Source organism: Flavobacterium sp., from assembly GCF_040402955.1.
Taxonomy (GTDB): domain Bacteria; phylum Bacteroidota; class Bacteroidia; order Flavobacteriales; family Flavobacteriaceae; genus Flavobacterium.
Genome location: NZ_JBBALQ010000014.1, coordinates 1 through 15,880, shown reverse-complemented (window position 1 = coordinate 15,880; position 15,880 = coordinate 1). Strand labels below are relative to the sequence as shown.

Below are 15,880 nucleotides of genomic sequence, written 5' to 3'. Positions count from 1 at the left end.
AAAAAGCTCAAAACATAGTTTTGAGCTTTTTTTATTTGATACTCAACATATACGTTTCTAAAGCTTGCACTTCCGCTTCCGTCATAGCTTTTGTAATTTCGAGATTGGCTTTCATAATTTCATATTGCGAAGGATCAACAATAGGATCCGTTTCACCTTGTAAGAATAACGAAATACTTGCTTTTTTATCTGTATATATTTTAGAAATGTCTTTAATACTTGGTCCTGAAGTTGCAACATCTGCTTTATGACAAGTAGCACACATTCCTTTTCCTTCAAATAATTCTTTTCCTAATTCTTTAGGCGTTTGTTTAACTGAAGTTTCTGCTTGGTTAATAGGATTTCCCATAGCATCGGTCTCTTTTTTCTCGCCACAGCTAATTATACTTATACCTATCGATAACGTAAGAAATAATTTAAAATATACTTTCATAATTTATCTATTTTTTGTTTAGTAAAATCGCTGCTTCTTTTGCAAAATACGTCGAGATTAAACTTGCGCCGGCACGCTTGATGCACATTAATTGTTCCATCATAATTTTGTCGTGATCGAGCCAACCTCTTTCGGCAGCTGCTTTTATCATCGCATATTCGCCAGAAACGTGAAAAACCGTTACAGGAACATTAACCGCATTTTTTACTTCACGAACAATGTCTAAATAAGCAATTCCGGGTTTTACCATAACCATATCGGCACCTTCCTCCACATCCCAAAGCGCTTCTTTGATAGCTTCGATACGATTCGCATAATCCATTTGGTAGGTTTTTTTGTCCTTAGGTACTTCTACATCGGCTTCTCTTGGCGCACTGTCTAAAGCATCTCTAAACGGACCATAAAACGCAGAAGCATATTTCGCAGAATAACTCATAATGCCTACATTTTCAAATCCTTCAGCATCCAAACCTTGGCGCAAACGCAATACACGTCCGTCCATCATATCGCTTGGTGCAACAAAATCAGCTCCCGCTTGAGCGTGCGAAACCGCCATTTTTACTAAAGCTTCGTTGGTGGCGTCATTAGCAACATCGCCTTTTTCAATAATTCCGTCATGACCATAAATTGAATACGGGTCTAATGCCACATCGGGCATCACAATCATTTCAGGGCAAGCGGCTTTGATAGCACGAATAGCTTGTTGCATCAAACCGTTTGGGTTCCAAGCTTCTTTGCCTGTATTGTCTTTTAAAGATTCATCTACTTTCACATAGATATTCACTGCACGAATTCCTAAATCGAATAATTCTTTAACTTCTTTTACGGTTAAATCTATCGAACGACGAAAAATTCCTGGCATCGATGGGATTTCGACTTGCAAATTTTCTCCTTCTGCAATAAACATCGGGAACATAAAATCGCTCGGACTTAATGTGGTTTCACGAACTAAACTTCTTATAGATTCGTTTACTCTTAAACGACGTCCTCTTTGTAATGGAAACATATCTTTTAGCTTTATAGCAATCAGCTGTTAGCTGTTAGCTTTATTTAACTTTGTTATTAATCCGTTTAACATTTTTTTTATTTCTTCAACTTGAAAAAGAAGTTTTTGACCATTTTCAAGAGCTATAAATTTTAAATCAATACTCAATAATATTTGATATTCTAATTCATTTGCAGAACCAAATGCAATATAAAGAAATCTACAAAAATCTTTGTCCGAATTTCTCCCACATCCTTCTGCAATGTTCGTCGGAACAGAACTTGAAGATCTTTTCATCTGACTAATTAATCCGAATTGTTCTTCTTTTGGGAACGAACTGGTGTTTCGATAAATATCAAGCGTTAACTGATGTGATTTTTCCCAAACTAAATATTTTTTATAATCTCTCATGTATTTGAGCTTTAAGCCGTTAGCATTTAGCTATTAGCTAATCTTTTTCTTTTATTTTAGCTAACTGCTAAGGGCTGACAGCTGAAAGCCAATCTAGTGGTTTTTCTAATACTTTTACTACTTTTTCTTCTTCGCTACCTAACACAGGATGATGGTCGTAATGCCATTGCACGTGTGGTGGTAAAGACATCAAAATACTTTCTATTCGGCCATTGGTTTTTAAACCAAATAAGGTGCCTTTGTCGTATACCAAATTAAATTCGACATATCGACCACGGCGGATTTCTTGCCAAGTTCTTTGTTCTGGTGTAAAAGGCAAGTCTTTTCTTTTTGCTACGATTGGTAAATACGCATCAAGAAATGAATTCCCAACTTCAGTAACAAAATTGTACCAATCTTCCATCGATTGTGCTTCGGTTGCTTTCAAATAATCGAAGAATAAACCCCCAATTCCACGCGCTTCATTTCTATGTGCGTTCCAAAAGTAGTCGTCACATTGTTTTTTGTATTTCGGATAAAAATCAGGATTATGTTTATCACAAGCCATTTTACACGTTTGATGAAAATGAATGGCGTCTTCTTCAAACAAATAATAGGGTGTTAAATCTTGTCCGCCACCAAACCACGAATTGATTACTTTCCGATTACCTGTACTGAGCTCTGTCGAAGTATCGTACATTTCGAAATAGCGCCAATTAGCATGTACCGTTGGCACCATTGGATTTTTTGGATGAATTACCAAACTCAATCCGCAAGCAAAGAAATCCGCTTCGCCTACGTTAAACATTTTTTGCATCGAATCGGGTAATTTTCCGTGAACCGCTGATATGTTTACACCACCTTTTTCAAAAACTTGGCCATTTTCAATTACGCGTGTTCTTCCTCCACCGCCTTCGGGTCTGTCCCAAATATCTTCACGAAATTTGACTTTTCCGTCGATGTCTTCTAAGCCTTTACAGATTTGATCTTGAAGGGTTTGTATGTATTGGTAGAATTTGTCTTTCATTTAAAAGCTATTAGCTAAAAGCTGTTGGCTGTCAGCTTATTTATTGTATTCTTTAACTGCTTCCACAAAAGCCTTCGCGTGATCCACCGGTATATTCGGTAAAATTCCATGTCCTAAGTTGACGATATAATTGTCCTTGCCAAATTCGTCTATCATTTCGTGAACCATTTTTTTGATGGTTGGTATTGGCGAAAGTAAACGACTTGGGTCGAAATTTCCTTGTAACGTAATTTTTCCACCAGATAAATAACGCGCATTTCTTGGTAAACAGGTCCAATCTACTCCTAAAGCTGATGCTTTGGATTTGGCCATATCACCTAAAGCAAACCAACAGCCTTTTCCAAAAATAATAACTGGAGTTATTTCTGCTAAAGCTTCGGTAATTTGATTGATATATTGAAATGAAAATTCTTGATAATCTACTGGAGAAAGCATTCCTCCCCAAGAATCGAAAATCTGAATGGCATTACAACCTGCTTTTACTTTTTCTTTCAAATATAAAATCGTCGTGTCGGTAATCTTTTGTAATAAAACGTGCGCTGCAACTGGGTTTGAAAAACAAAATCCTTTTGCAGTATCAAAACTTTTAGAGCCTTTTCCTTCTACTGCGTAACAAAAAATTGTCCAAGGTGAACCTGCAAAACCAATTAATGGCACCTCATCGTTCAACATTTGTTTTGTCAATTTTATCGCATCAAAAACATAACCCAACGTTTCGTTTACATCTGGAACAAATACTTTTTCTACATCTTGAGAAGTACGAATTGGATTCGGAATTATCGGTCCTAAATTGTCTTTTAATTCCACGTGAATTCCCATTGCTCTTGGCACGACCAAAATATCTGAAAACAAAATCGCTGCATCTGGTTTAACGATACGAATCGGTTGCACGGTGATTTCAGCAGCTAATTCAGGAGTTTCACAACGAGTAAAGAAATCGTATTTGTCACGCAAAGCTCTAAATTCTGGCAAATATCTTCCCGCTTGACGCATCATCCAAACCGGTGGACGTTCTACTTTTTCGTTATTTAAGGCTCGTAGGAATAAATCGTTTTTTATCATTTTGATTGTATTAAACCTAACAGGTTTCGAAAACCTGTCAGGTTATATTATTTATAATATTCTATAACTTGTTCAATTACGTTTTCAATACTTGGTTGATACGCAGTTTTAATATTTTTAATTTTAGTTTCTGATAATACAGCTCTTAAAGCATCTGCTGTTGTATTGCCTATGCAAAACAATTTTTCGTTGCCAAGTGTGTTCTTTTTCAAATAACTGGTTACGGCTGATGGGCTGAAAAACAAAATTCCGTCTACTTTATCTGAAATTTTATAAGGTGTTAACGTTGTATCGTAAACTTTAATTTCATTGAACTTAATTTCGTTTTCAGTTAACATTTCTGGTAATGTATCTTTACGAAGATTGCCACTAAAAAAAGTAAAACTTTCATCGGAATAAACTAACATAATAATTTCTGCTAAATCTTCTGCATAACCTGTGTAGGCTTCTACTGTGAAACCATTTTCGTTTAATAATTCTTTGGTTTTTAATCCGACACAAAAAACCAATTTCTGTTTTAATTGCTCAATTTTTGGATGTTGTAAAATACTTAAAACTGCGTTTTGACTCGTAAAAATTAAGTTTTTATTCAGGTTTTTAATTTCGAAAGAAGCGTTTTCTGTTTTAATAAAATCTGCTTCAATAACTTGAATAGTTGCCTTCACTAATTCTTGTTTTTGAATTGGTGAAAGTGTTTTGGTAGATAATATTTTAGTTTCTTTTACCATTTTTTTTCTTTTCACCATTAAGAAATTAAGATTATTAAGTTTTCTTAATTCCTTAATGGTTTGTTTTACTTATTTAGTTTTTCTTTAATTTCAGTCATTACTACTGTGCCGCCATTGGCTAAAATTTCTTGTGCACAATGAAATCCTAATTTTTTCCATTCCGAAACAGCTACGGTTTTAGTAACTTCTAATTTTTGTTTTCCGTCTATTGATAATAAAACACCTGTAAAATCAATCACATCTTCTTTCTCATTATACGTAGCAATTGCTCCAATTGGTGCTGTACAACCTCCTTCTAACGTTCTTAAAAACTGACGTTCTATATAGGTACAAATTTCTGTTTCAATATGATTTAATTGCGAAACGGCATCTAAAGAAAAGAAATCATCTGCATTACACACCACAACCATAGCCCCTTGAGCAGGTGCTGGAATCATCCAATCTAAAACAATTGCTTTTTCTGGTTTTATGTTGATGCGTTCCAAACCGGCTTCAGCAAAAATAGCACCGCCCCAATTTGAATCAGCTACTTTTTGCAAGCGCGTATTCACATTACCACGAATATCTTCTATTTTATGACTTGGGTATTTGTGTAACCAACTTGCTTTTCTTCGTAAACTACTGCTTGCAATGGTGCTATTTTCTGAGGTTAAAAAGTCTAAATTTTCTTTATAAACCAAAATATCAAATGCTGAAGCTCTTTCTAAAACGGCACCTTGTACAATTCCGTTAGGTAATAAGGTTGGTACATCTTTCATAGAATGTACCGCAATGTCAATTTTGCCTTGAATCATTGCTACATCTAAGGTTTTTGTAAAAATTCCTGTAATTCCTAATTCATACAATGGTTTGTCTAAAACAATGTCTCCATCGGATTTTACAGCGATAATTTCTGTTTTATAGCCCAAATCGTTCAACTGTTTTTCAACTGTTTTAGCTTGCCAAAGTGCTAATTCGCTATCGCGGGTTCCTATTCGTATGGTTTTACTCACTATTTTATATTTTAAAACATTAAGAAATTAAGTTTCATTAAGTATTTAGTCATCAAGTCTTGAAAAATATTCATAAGAAGTTTTCTTGTAATCTTTAAGTTTTGCATATATGTCACTTAATTTCTTAATGTTTCGAAAACAAATATACTATTTTTGGTTTTCTATTTGAAAAACTTTATTAATCCACTCTACACTTTCGTCCACAACCGTGTTGTCATCTTTTAAGTGATTGGCAAAATGACTGGTTATTTTTTGAATTAATTTCGCGGTAACAATTTCGGTATATTCTTCATTGAAATCGACATTTTTCTTTTTTAAATGATTGATTTCAGATTCTTTAATGGCGTTTAATTTGGCTTTTAAAGCATGTATAGTTGGGGCGTATTTTCTTCCTTTTGACCAAGTTAAAAATTCAGTTAAAACTTCACTAATAATTTCTTCGGCAGCCGGTATAGATAGTTTTCTGTTTTCTAATGTTACATCGGTAATTTCCGACAAATGATCCATATGCACTAAAGTAACCAAAGGGTTGTGCTTTACGTTTTCGTTTACATTTTTAGGTATCGATAAATCTAAAATCAGTAAAGGCTTTTTCAGATTTAAAATATCTAAATCTACTGTAGGATTCTGAGCACCTGTTGCTACAACCACGACATCTGCCTTTTGTAATTCTATTTGTAAATCGGAATAATCTTTTACAACAAGGTTTAGTTTTTTGGCTAATTTTTCTGCCTTATCCTTTGTTCTATTAATCAGCGTAATTTGATCGTGTTTAGAATGTTTTACCAAATTCTCACAAGTATTTCTTCCGATTTTTCCTGTTCCGAAAAGTAAAATATTTTTGTTGGAAATTTCTTCAACAGTTTTAAATATATATTGAACTGCTGCAAAAGAAACAGAAGTTGCGCCACTAGAAATTTCAGTTTCGTTTTTAACTTTCTTACTCGCTTGAATAACCGAATTTACTAATCGTTCTAAATACGGATTTGCTAAATTGTGTTTTTTACTTTCTACAAATGCGTTTTTCAATTGAGCAATGATTTCAAAATCGCCTAAAATTTGACTATCCAAACCCGTTCCTACTCTAAACATATGGTTTAAAGCTTCCTTTTGTTTGTAAACATAAGCGTATTTTTGAAACTCTTCAACCGTTCCCAAACTGTTTTCGCACAATAAATGAATCAATTGAAAAGGATGCTGAGCAAAACCGTATATTTCAGTTCTGTTGCAAGTGGAAGTAACAATCAGACTTTCAATTCCGTTAGATTTTGCCTGTTCCAAAAGATTGGTTTTGGCAGTAGCGTCTAAACTAAATTTACCTCTAATTTCGGCGTCCGCTTTTTTGTAGCTTAGTCCGATAGCGTAGAAAGTAGATTGTTTTGCAGGTGAATGATTGTCCATAAATTGCTTTATCTCTTAAAGATGCACAAAATTATTGTTTCCATCTGTACAAAAACAACGCTGAAAGTACTTTTTATATCGGAATTCGATTTTTTTAAATAAATTGCACTTATTTTGATATAAACTACTAACTTTGCAACAAATTCAGCACCAAACAACTGCTTTGTTTAGATTAATTATAAATAACAAGCTTGTTTTTTGTTAAACAATTCATAAAAAAATAACGCTATGAGTTCATTTGAAGAAATTAAAATTGATACCGATTTTACGTTATTACGATTTCAAAACGATTCTGAAAATACCGAAACGTCTGAAAAACAAGTAGGTACAGGTTTAATTCAATTTCATTTTAATGTAAAAGGAAAGGGAAAATTTATTTTTAATAATAATTCTTATACTTTAGATTTGAATGAAGAAAAAGCGCTATTGCTTTACAATCCGCAAAAAGAATTGCCGCTTCATTTAGAAATTGCTCCTAAAAGTTGGATCATTTCTATTCTTATTTCAATTAAAAAATTTCACACTTTATTTTCATCGGATTCAGAAATGATTCCGTTTTTGAGTAAAGATAATTCAGAAAAAAAATACTACACCGAAGAAAGTATCAGCCCGTCAATGGCAATTGTATTAAATCAAATATTTCATTACAATCAAAATTCATCAATAAAAACCTTGTATTTAAAAGGAAAAAGTTACGAATTATTAAGTCTGTTTTTTAATACGAATGAAGATCCAAACGCAGAACATTGTCCGTTTTTATCAGATGAAGAAAATGTGTTGAAAATTAAAAAAGCGAAAGAAATCATCATAAAAAATATGGCAGAACCGCCAGGTTTACAAGAATTAGCTGATGAAGTTGGAATTTCGTTAAAAAAATTAAAAGCAGGTTTTAAAGAAATTTATGGCGATACAGTTTTTAATTTTTTATTCGATTATAAAATGGAATTTGCACGAAAACTCTTAGATACTGGCTCGTATAATGTAAATGAAGTGGGATTGAAAATTGGATACAGCACCTCAAGTCACTTTATTGCTGCATTTAAAAAGAAATTTGGTACAACGCCAAAAAAATACTTATTAAACTTAAACGTTAATTTATAAAAACATAAAAAACATATTATGAAAGGAGTTTTATTAGTCAATCTTGGTTCGCCTGAAAGCCCTACTGCTAAAGATGTAAAACCATATTTAGATGAATTTTTAATGGATAAATACGTAATTGACGTTCCGTTTTTGTTACGTGCTTTATTGGTGAGAGGTATTATTTTACAAACACGACCAAAAAAATCTGCTGAAGCCTATGCAAGAATTTGGACAAGCGAAGGTTCTCCATTAATTGTGATTTCAAAAAAAATGCACGAAAAAGTAAAAGGGTTGGTTGACATTCCGGTTGCTTTAGCTATGCGTTATGGAACCATTACTATATTAAAAGGATTGCAAGAATTACACGACAAAGGCGTAACAGAAGTAATGCTTTTTCCTTTGTATCCGCAACACGCTATGGCTTCAACCACAACTATTTTGGTAATGGCAGAAGAGCTTCGCGCCAAGCATTTTCCAAATATGAAATTTACTACCGTTCCAGCGTTTTACAACAAACCTGGGTACATTGAGGCGTTATCCAATTCGATAAAAAAGCATTTGGAAGGTTTTGACTACGATCATTTGTTGTTCTCCTATCATGGTGTTCCGAAACGTCATATTCGTAAAACAGACATTACAAAATCGCATTGTAAAATTGATGGTTCTTGTTGCAATAGGCCTTCGCCGGCACACGAATTTTGTTACCGTCATCAATGTTATGAAACAACAAAACAAGTGGTGAAATTATTAGGCATTCCAGAAGGAAAATACAGCCAAACGTTTCAATCTCGTTTAGCTGGTGATAAATGGTTAACACCTTACACCGATGTTGAAATTAATAAAATGCCCGAAAAAGGAATTAAGAAATTAGCCGTTGTAACGCCTGCTTTTGTGGCCGACTGTCTAGAAACATTGGAAGAAATTGCTATGGAAGCTAACGAAGAATTTTTACATCATGGCGGTGAAGAATTTATGGCCGTTCCGTGTATGAATGACGAAAACGAATGGTGTGGTGTGGTAGCCAATTGGATTGAAGAATTTAAAAGTAGTAATTAATAAAAAGTGATTAGTAAATAGTTTATTTGATGTACGAATATATAAAATCCTTACACTTAATTTTTGTAATCACTTGGTTTGCAGGATTGTTTTACATTGTTCGTTTGTTTGTTTACCAAATTGAAGCAAACGAAATGCCCTCGCCAGAAAAGGAAATTTTACAAAAACAGTATAAAATAATGACGTATCGTTTGTGGTATATTATAACTTGGCCAAGTGCAGTTTTGGCTACAATTTTTGCAGTTTGGTTACTAATTTTGATGCCCGCTTGGTTACAAATGCCTTGGATGCACATGAAGTTAGGCTTTGTGGTTTTGCTTTTTATTTATCATATTAAATGTCAGAAAATATATACGGAATTACAAAACAATCAAGTTAAGTACAGTTCTAATTTTATGCGATTATGGAACGAAGGCGCAACCATAATTTTGTTTGCCGTAGTTTTTTTAGTAATTTTAAAAAATGCAATTAACTGGATTTATGGTGTAGTTGGAATTATTTTGTTTTCAGTAATTATAATGCTTGGTTTTAAATTCTATAAAAGAATAAGAAATAAAAAAAGTGATTAAATTTTTAAAAATACATACGCTTTCGTTACGACGAAGAATATTTTTGTCGATGTTGTTTCTAACAACGTTTTCAACGATATTAATTACAGTTGTTTCGTTAATTCACTTTAGATATGAAGCTAAAGAATACCACGAAGAACGTTTGTCTCGAAAAGAGAATGCCATAAAAGAGCATATTGAATACATTTTACAAACTTCAAAATTTCCACTTACAACCAATAATATACCAAGTATTTTTAAGGGTAGAATTCTTGAATTATCAGACATTCATAGTTTAGAAATAAACTTTTTTGATTTAAATGGTAAATTGCTATTATCATCTAAATCTAATATAAAGAATAAAAAGAAATCAAAAATTAATGCTGAAATTATTAAAAGCTTAAAAAATTCTACTGAAAAACGAATCGTTATTACAAAAATTAAAGAAAACGAAACATATATAAAATCGTCTTATAGTTATATTAAAGATGCCAATTTTAAAAATCTTGCGGTTTTAAATATTCCGTATGAAGAGAATAGCGATTTTTATAATCAAGAAGCGGAAAACTTCCTAACTCGATATGCGCAAGTTTTCATAATAATGTTTATTATTTCTATATTGATTTCTTTTTTATTATCTAGTAATATTACCAAATCTATTTCTCAAATTTCAGAAAAGTTAGGCATTACACAGTTAAATGAGCGCAATCAAAAACTAAAGCTTCAACCAGGAAATCAAGAAATTAATGGGCTAATTTTAGCCTATAACAACATGGTGGATACCTTAGAAGAAAGCGCACAAAAATTAGCACAAAGCGAACGAGAAAACGCTTGGCGTGAAATGGCAAAACAAGTGGCTCACGAAATTAAAAACCCACTTACGCCAATGCGTTTAACTATACAGAGTTTTCAAAGAAAATTTGATCCGAACGACCCAAATAACAGTCAAAAACTTGAAGATTTTTCTGAAACCCTTATTCAGCAAATTGATACTATGACCACTGTAGCAAGTGCATTTTCAAACTTTGCCAATATGCCAACTCAACAAAATGAACGATTAAACATTGTTCAGATTTGTAAAACGGCTTTAGAAATTTTTAATGAAGATTATGTTGCTTTTAACTCTTCAGAAAATGAAATTTACACTTCTTTTGACAGAACACAATTGACAAGAATTGTAACAAATTTGGTAAAAAACGCCATTCAATCTATACCAAAAAATCAAGAAATAAAATCGGTGGTGGTAGAAATTTTAAAAGAAGATACTAATTTTATTTTAAAAATCTCAGATAACGGAATTGGAATTTCGACTGAAAACGCAGCTTATATTTTCGAACCAAAATTCACCACTAAAAATTCAGGAATGGGATTGGGATTGGCCATCATTAAAAAAATTATTGAAAATTATAACGGAAGTATTTCTTTTGAATCCAAAGAAGAAAAAGGAACACTTTTTACTGTAAAACTACCTATAAAAATATAAAAATGGAAACTATTTTAATTGAAAAACAAGACAATTTCGCGATTGTTACGATTAACAGACCCACAAAATTAAATGCTTTAAACAAAGCGACTATTGAAGAACTACATACTGCTTTTAGCGATTTAAATAACGACAGCAGTACAAAAGTAATTATATTAACTGGAAGTGGTGAAAAAGCATTTGTAGCTGGTGCAGATATTGCTGAATTTGCTCATTTTTCTGATGCAGAAGGAGAACAATTGGCCGCAAAAGGACAAGAATTATTATTTGATTTTGTACAAAATTTACAAACTCCAGTTATAGCTGCGGTAAACGGATTTGCTTTAGGTGGCGGATTAGAATTAGCTATGAGTTGTCATTTCAGAATTGCTTCAACTAATGCAAAAATGGGCTTACCAGAAGTTACTTTAGGCGTTATTCCGGGTTATGGTGGCACACAAAGATTGACACAATTAATCGGAAAAGGTAGAGCCATGGAATTAATCATGACAGCCAATATGATTGATGCTGAAACGGCGAAATCGTATGGGTTAGTAAATCATGTGGTGCCGCAAGAAGAGTTATTAGATTTAGCAATATCTGTGGCTACAAAAATCAGTCAAAATTCAAGTGTAGCCATTGCAAAAGCTATTGAAGCAATAAATGCCAACTTTGAAGACGGAGTTAATGGTTTTGAGGTAGAGATTAAAAACTTTGGCGCTTGTTTTGCCACAGCAGATTTTAAAGAAGGCACAACGGCATTTTTAGAAAAAAGAAAAGCGGTATTTGTTGGGAAATAAAACAAATCGAAAATTAATTAAATAAAAAAATCCCGCGCAATGCTCGGGATTTTTACTTTTATAGAAAATTGAATTATTTTTTCTTTTTTCCGCCTTTTTCTGCTTTTGCCGCTTCTTGAGCCGCTTTCATAGCAGCACGAGAAATTCTTACTTGACAAACAACTGTATTGTCTGGGTGTAAAATTTTGTAATTTTCAGCAGCTAATTTAGTAACGTACAATTTGTTACCCATTTCTAATTCAGAAATGTCTGCAACTATTGAATCTGGTAAGTTAGCAGGTAAAGCTCTCACTTTTAATTTACGTTGGTTTAAACGTAAAACCCCTCCTAATAAAACTCCTGGAGAAGTTCCAGTAATTTTAACAGGTACTTCCATTGTAATTTCTTTTGTAGCTTCTAATTGATAAAAATCTACGTGTAAAATTTTGTCAGAAACTGGGTGAAATTGAATATCTTGTAAGATACCGTCAAATTTCTTTCCACCTTCTAATTCAATTACTACAGTGTGCGCTTCTGGAGTGTAAACTAAACCTTTAAATGCTCTTTCTTCAGCACTAAAATGTACTGGATTTTCCCCTCCGTAAATAACGCAAGGAACCATTCCAGCATTACGTAAGGCTTTAGTAGCTACTTTTCCTACGCTTTCTCTTTGTGATCCTTTGATCGTAATTGATTTCATTTGAAATAAATTAAAATTAATAAAAAATAATTGGTTAGTAGTTTAAAGGAATGAACATCTTCAAACCGACTAACTTTACATTAAAAACTTCCCACTTATGGAAGCGTTGTTCTGAACCATGTGCATTACATCTGCAAATAACGGCGCACAGCTCACTACTTTTATTTTCTTAGATTCTTTCTTTAACGGAATAGAATCTGTAACAATTAACTCTTCTAATTTTGAGTTTTCAATTTTTTCATACGCGTCGCCAGATAAAATAGCGTGGGTACAAATGGCTCTTACACTCAAAGCGCCTTTTTCAATCATAACATCAGCAGCTTTTGCTAATGTTCCACCTGTATCAATCATGTCATCTACTAAAATAACATGTCTGCCTCTCACTTCACCAATCAATTCCATCGTATCAATAACGTTGGCTACTTTTCTTTGCTTATAACAAATAACCACATCCGACTTTAAGAATTTCGAATAGGCATACGCTCTTTTAGAACCGCCCATATCAGGTGATGCGATAGTTAAATTTTCTAATCCTAAACTTCTTACATAAGGTAAAAAGATAGTGGAAGCAAACAGGTGATCTACTGGTTTTTCAAAAAATCCTTGAATTTGATCTGCATGTAAATCCATGGTCATAATTCGAGTAGCTCCTGCTGTTTCTAATAATTTGGCAACCAATTTTGCTCCTATCGGCACTCTTGGTTTGTCTTTTCTATCCTGTCTCGCCCATCCAAAATAAGGAATTACAGCTGTTATATGTCTTGCAGATGCTCTTTTTGCGGCATCAATCATTAACAACAATTCCATTAAATTATCTGCACTCGGAAATGTAGAACACACTAAAAACACACGAAGCCCTCTAATAGATTCTTCAAAAGACGGTTGAAACTCACCATCACTGTATTTTGAGAACGTTACTTTACCTAGCGGCACACCATATTTACTGGCGATTTCTTCTGCTAGATACACACTTTGAGAACACGCAAATATTTTTGCTTCAGGCTCTTTGTATGACATTTTAATTAGTTGTTTAGTAGTTAGTTAGTTGTTGTGTTGTGTAATTTGGGTGCAAAGTTAGTAATTAAATTGAACTCTGAAAGTAAAATTTTAAGTATTTTTATAATGAAATTAGAAACTTTAGTTATATTTGCACTCACTTTAAAAAGCCACAAAGTAAATATTCATTTATTTTTACTTTTCAATGCCCGGATGGCGGAATTGGTAGACGCGCACGACTCAAACTCGTGTTCCTTGGAGTGTGGGTTCGATTCCCACTCCGGGTACTGACTTAAACCAAAAAACCTCTAAAGAAATTTAGAGGTTTTTTGGTTTAAAAAATTAAAATAATTTCTTCATATTTCTATTATAAACAGAATGGTAAAACATTACCTAACGATTAATAATTTCTAAAATAGCTTTATTATTAAACGACTTCAACATTACTTTTCCTTCCTTATTAACCAAAAAATAACAAGGATTTGAAAAGGCATTTAATACTTGTTGATATGATCTATTAGAGTCTAAAGATTTTAAATTAATTGCGGCGGTATCAAGTTGGTTTTTTTCAATAAACGGCAACCATTTGTCCTCCTCTTTATCATTTAGGATGACTACCCATGCTGTTTTTTTATTTGGGTATTTTTCCTTAATATTTACCATAAACTTCTTTATTTCTGGCATTTTATTTATGCAATGTTGGCATGTTGGGCTAAAAAAAGTGATTAATGTGAATTCGTTTTGCGAGTAAATCTCTTGAATTGTTACTATGGTACTGTCTTTCTTAGCAAATGACAATTCTGGAAAAATACTATTTAATGGTACTTTTTTATTTGTATCGTATTCATTGGTGAACTTATTCATATCGGTATCTGAAAACGATTTACAAGTATTGTCTTTAATGTAATTTTCATACAAATGGTTGTATGCTATTTCCAAATTCGTGCTCTCAAAAAAAGCTAAATTTGCCGAGATGTACTTTGTAAAAATGGAGTAATTTTGTGTTTTGCAATCCAGACCTTTCAATAATTTATCGATGTGTTTAATGTAATTTTCATTGGTTAAAGGTAAAATAGTAACCAGTTTATATAATAATTTATTGATGTTTGGCAAAAACGCCAATCTTTTATCATTTGAATTTACGGTATCAAAAAACGAATCATAGGCTACTTGCTGTTCATTTGGGTCTGTAATTTTTGGCAATTGCGTTTTGTTTTCTGCCCAAAAATAAAGATTCAATATCGAATTTGGATATTTTTTTTGAAGTTGACTTTTACTTTCCGTTTGTTCTGGTTTGGAAAGTAAGCTGCTTTTTTTTTGATAATCTAAGAAATCTTTATTTATTACATTTGATAAAATTTCCCAATTTTGAGTATTGGTTCCTGTAGCATTTATCTGAAGGGAATTGCCATTATCAATAGCTAATTCAATAAAATTTGGATTCGATTTTAGCGCTAATTTAAAAATAGCCCCAACAATTTTTTTAGGTTCTTTAAAAACCACTTTTTGAATATTGGTTTTGATTTTTATACTATCTACAACATAGTTTTTTTTATTTGTCCCAAAAACAAATGAAAGTTGCACCGTTTCATTTACTAAATTTTGGGTTTGAATAGTTATTTCGTAACCTTGTTTGGCTGTTGGTTTTTCATTGGTTTTCTTTTGAGAATAGCTTTTTCCAAAATAACACAAAATGACCAATAGAAAAAGTAAATTATATATTTTAAACTTGTTATTCTTTATTTTCATCTATTACTTTTTTAAGGATTGCGTCTGCATTAGGATAACATTTTTTTAACAAATTAAGCGTATTTATATGAGGTCGCTTCTTTTTCATTTTGAGAAGTTGTAAATAAAATTTTACAATATCTTGCTCGTTATATGGTACTTCAGAAATACTCTTTTTACTAATTATTTTAAAAATGTTATTTAAGTTATTCATGTCTTCTAAATTAATTTAACATTATTTTCTAAAAAATTAATCTATAATTATAAACTCTGATCTTCTATTTTCTTGATGTTGCTCTTCCGTACAACTAATTCCATCAACACATTCGTTTATTAATTTTGATTCTCCATAACCTGACGCTTTTAATCGCTCTGGTGCAATGCATTGATTAATTAACCAATCTCTGGTAGACTCCGCTCTTTTTTGAGATAATTTTTGATTGTATTCCGATGCATATTGGAAAATCCGGTCAAATTGACCACCACTTTCCAGTTTAAATTGACCACCAT

The 15,880-nt window shown here is 32.5% G+C and carries 17 protein-coding genes and 1 tRNA gene; 6 read left to right on the top strand and 12 right to left on the bottom strand.

All coding sequences use genetic code 11. The features are described from left to right. Positions 1-31: 31 nt before the first annotated feature. From ABWP78_RS07055 to hemA, 8 genes are all read right to left on the bottom strand, one after another. On the bottom strand, positions 32-433 hold the full coding sequence (locus ABWP78_RS07055) for a c-type cytochrome (protein WP_353170066.1): 402 nt from the start codon (positions 431-433) through the stop codon (positions 32-34). A gap of 7 nt (positions 434-440) precedes the next feature. After that, positions 441-1,439: a porphobilinogen synthase gene (hemB, locus tag ABWP78_RS07050; RefSeq protein ID WP_353170065.1), complete on the bottom strand. Its 999-nt coding sequence runs from the start codon at positions 1,437-1,439 to the stop codon at positions 441-443. 27 nt (positions 1,440-1,466) lie between these two features. Then, entirely contained in the window at positions 1,467-1,829 is a 363-nt protein-coding gene (locus ABWP78_RS07045) for a four helix bundle protein (protein ID WP_353170064.1), read from the bottom strand. Between the two features lie 67 nt (positions 1,830-1,896). Then, positions 1,897-2,835: an oxygen-dependent coproporphyrinogen oxidase gene (gene hemF, locus ABWP78_RS07040; protein ID WP_353170063.1), complete on the bottom strand. Its 939-nt coding sequence runs from the start codon at positions 2,833-2,835 to the stop codon at positions 1,897-1,899. Positions 2,836-2,871: 36 nt separating this feature from the next. After that, positions 2,872-3,897 (bottom strand): uroporphyrinogen decarboxylase, encoded by a 1,026-nt coding sequence (gene hemE, locus ABWP78_RS07035; RefSeq protein ID WP_353170062.1) that lies wholly within the window; start codon positions 3,895-3,897, stop codon positions 2,872-2,874. A 47-nt stretch (positions 3,898-3,944) separates the two neighbouring features. After that, positions 3,945-4,625, bottom strand: a complete 681-nt coding sequence (locus tag ABWP78_RS07030; RefSeq protein ID WP_353170061.1) for a uroporphyrinogen-III synthase — start codon at positions 4,623-4,625, stop codon at positions 3,945-3,947. Positions 4,626-4,690: 65 nt separating this feature from the next. Further along, positions 4,691-5,620 (bottom strand): hydroxymethylbilane synthase, encoded by a 930-nt coding sequence (gene hemC, locus ABWP78_RS07025; protein ID WP_353170092.1) that lies wholly within the window; start codon positions 5,618-5,620, stop codon positions 4,691-4,693. 144 nt (positions 5,621-5,764) lie between these two features. Next, positions 5,765-7,018 carry a glutamyl-tRNA reductase gene (gene hemA / locus ABWP78_RS07020; protein WP_353170060.1) on the bottom strand — a complete coding sequence of 418 codons (1,254 nt, stop codon included), beginning with the start codon at positions 7,016-7,018 and terminating at the stop codon, positions 5,765-5,767. Positions 7,019-7,246: 228 nt separating this feature from the next. Between hemA and ABWP78_RS07015 the strand changes: the two genes are divergently transcribed. Genes ABWP78_RS07015 through ABWP78_RS06995 form a run of 5 tightly spaced genes read left to right on the top strand, consistent with a single transcriptional unit; the run spans position 7,247 to position 11,967 of the window. Further along, positions 7,247-8,119, top strand: a complete 873-nt coding sequence (locus ABWP78_RS07015; RefSeq protein WP_353170059.1) for a helix-turn-helix transcriptional regulator — start codon at positions 7,247-7,249, stop codon at positions 8,117-8,119. 18 nt (positions 8,120-8,137) lie between these two features. Beyond that, on the top strand, positions 8,138-9,157 hold the full coding sequence (gene hemH, locus ABWP78_RS07010; protein WP_353170058.1) for a ferrochelatase: 1,020 nt from the start codon (positions 8,138-8,140) through the stop codon (positions 9,155-9,157). Positions 9,158-9,186: 29 nt separating this feature from the next. Next, the gene (locus ABWP78_RS07005; protein WP_353170057.1) at positions 9,187-9,726 is read left to right on the top strand and encodes a CopD family protein; all 540 of its coding nucleotides are present in this window, start codon (positions 9,187-9,189) and stop codon (positions 9,724-9,726) included. A 49-nt stretch (positions 9,727-9,775) separates the two neighbouring features. Beyond that, complete coding sequence (locus ABWP78_RS07000) at positions 9,776-11,188, top strand: sensor histidine kinase (protein ID WP_353170090.1); 1,413 nt, start codon at positions 9,776-9,778, stop codon at positions 11,186-11,188. Further along, entirely contained in the window at positions 11,185-11,967 is a 783-nt protein-coding gene (locus ABWP78_RS06995) for an enoyl-CoA hydratase/isomerase family protein (protein ID WP_353170088.1), read from the top strand. Before ABWP78_RS07000 ends, ABWP78_RS06995 begins: the two co-directional genes overlap by 4 nt. A gap of 73 nt (positions 11,968-12,040) precedes the next feature. Here the strand turns inward: ABWP78_RS06995 and ABWP78_RS06990 are convergent, their stop codons facing one another. Together ABWP78_RS06990 and ABWP78_RS06985 are read right to left on the bottom strand one after the other, a co-directional pair. Beyond that, a complete protein-coding gene (locus ABWP78_RS06990; RefSeq protein WP_353170056.1) occupies positions 12,041-12,646 on the bottom strand; it encodes a 50S ribosomal protein L25/general stress protein Ctc in 606 nt (201 codons plus the stop codon). A gap of 75 nt (positions 12,647-12,721) precedes the next feature. After that, positions 12,722-13,663, bottom strand: coding sequence for a ribose-phosphate pyrophosphokinase (locus ABWP78_RS06985; protein ID WP_353170055.1), 942 nt, complete (start codon positions 13,661-13,663; stop codon positions 12,722-12,724). 186 nt (positions 13,664-13,849) lie between these two features. Between ABWP78_RS06985 and ABWP78_RS06980 the strand changes: the two genes are divergently transcribed. Further along, positions 13,850-13,929: transfer RNA gene (locus ABWP78_RS06980), tRNA-Leu, on the top strand. Positions 13,930-14,035: 106 nt separating this feature from the next. Here the strand turns inward: ABWP78_RS06980 and ABWP78_RS06975 are convergent. Both ABWP78_RS06975 and ABWP78_RS06970 read right to left on the bottom strand, forming a co-directional pair. Beyond that, complete coding sequence (locus ABWP78_RS06975) at positions 14,036-15,391, bottom strand: TlpA family protein disulfide reductase (RefSeq protein ID WP_353170054.1); 1,356 nt, start codon at positions 15,389-15,391, stop codon at positions 14,036-14,038. A 229-nt stretch (positions 15,392-15,620) separates the two neighbouring features. Beyond that, positions 15,621-15,880, bottom strand: a 260-nt coding sequence (locus tag ABWP78_RS06970) for an OmpA family protein (RefSeq protein ID WP_353170053.1), incomplete at its 5' end; no start/stop codon positions are given.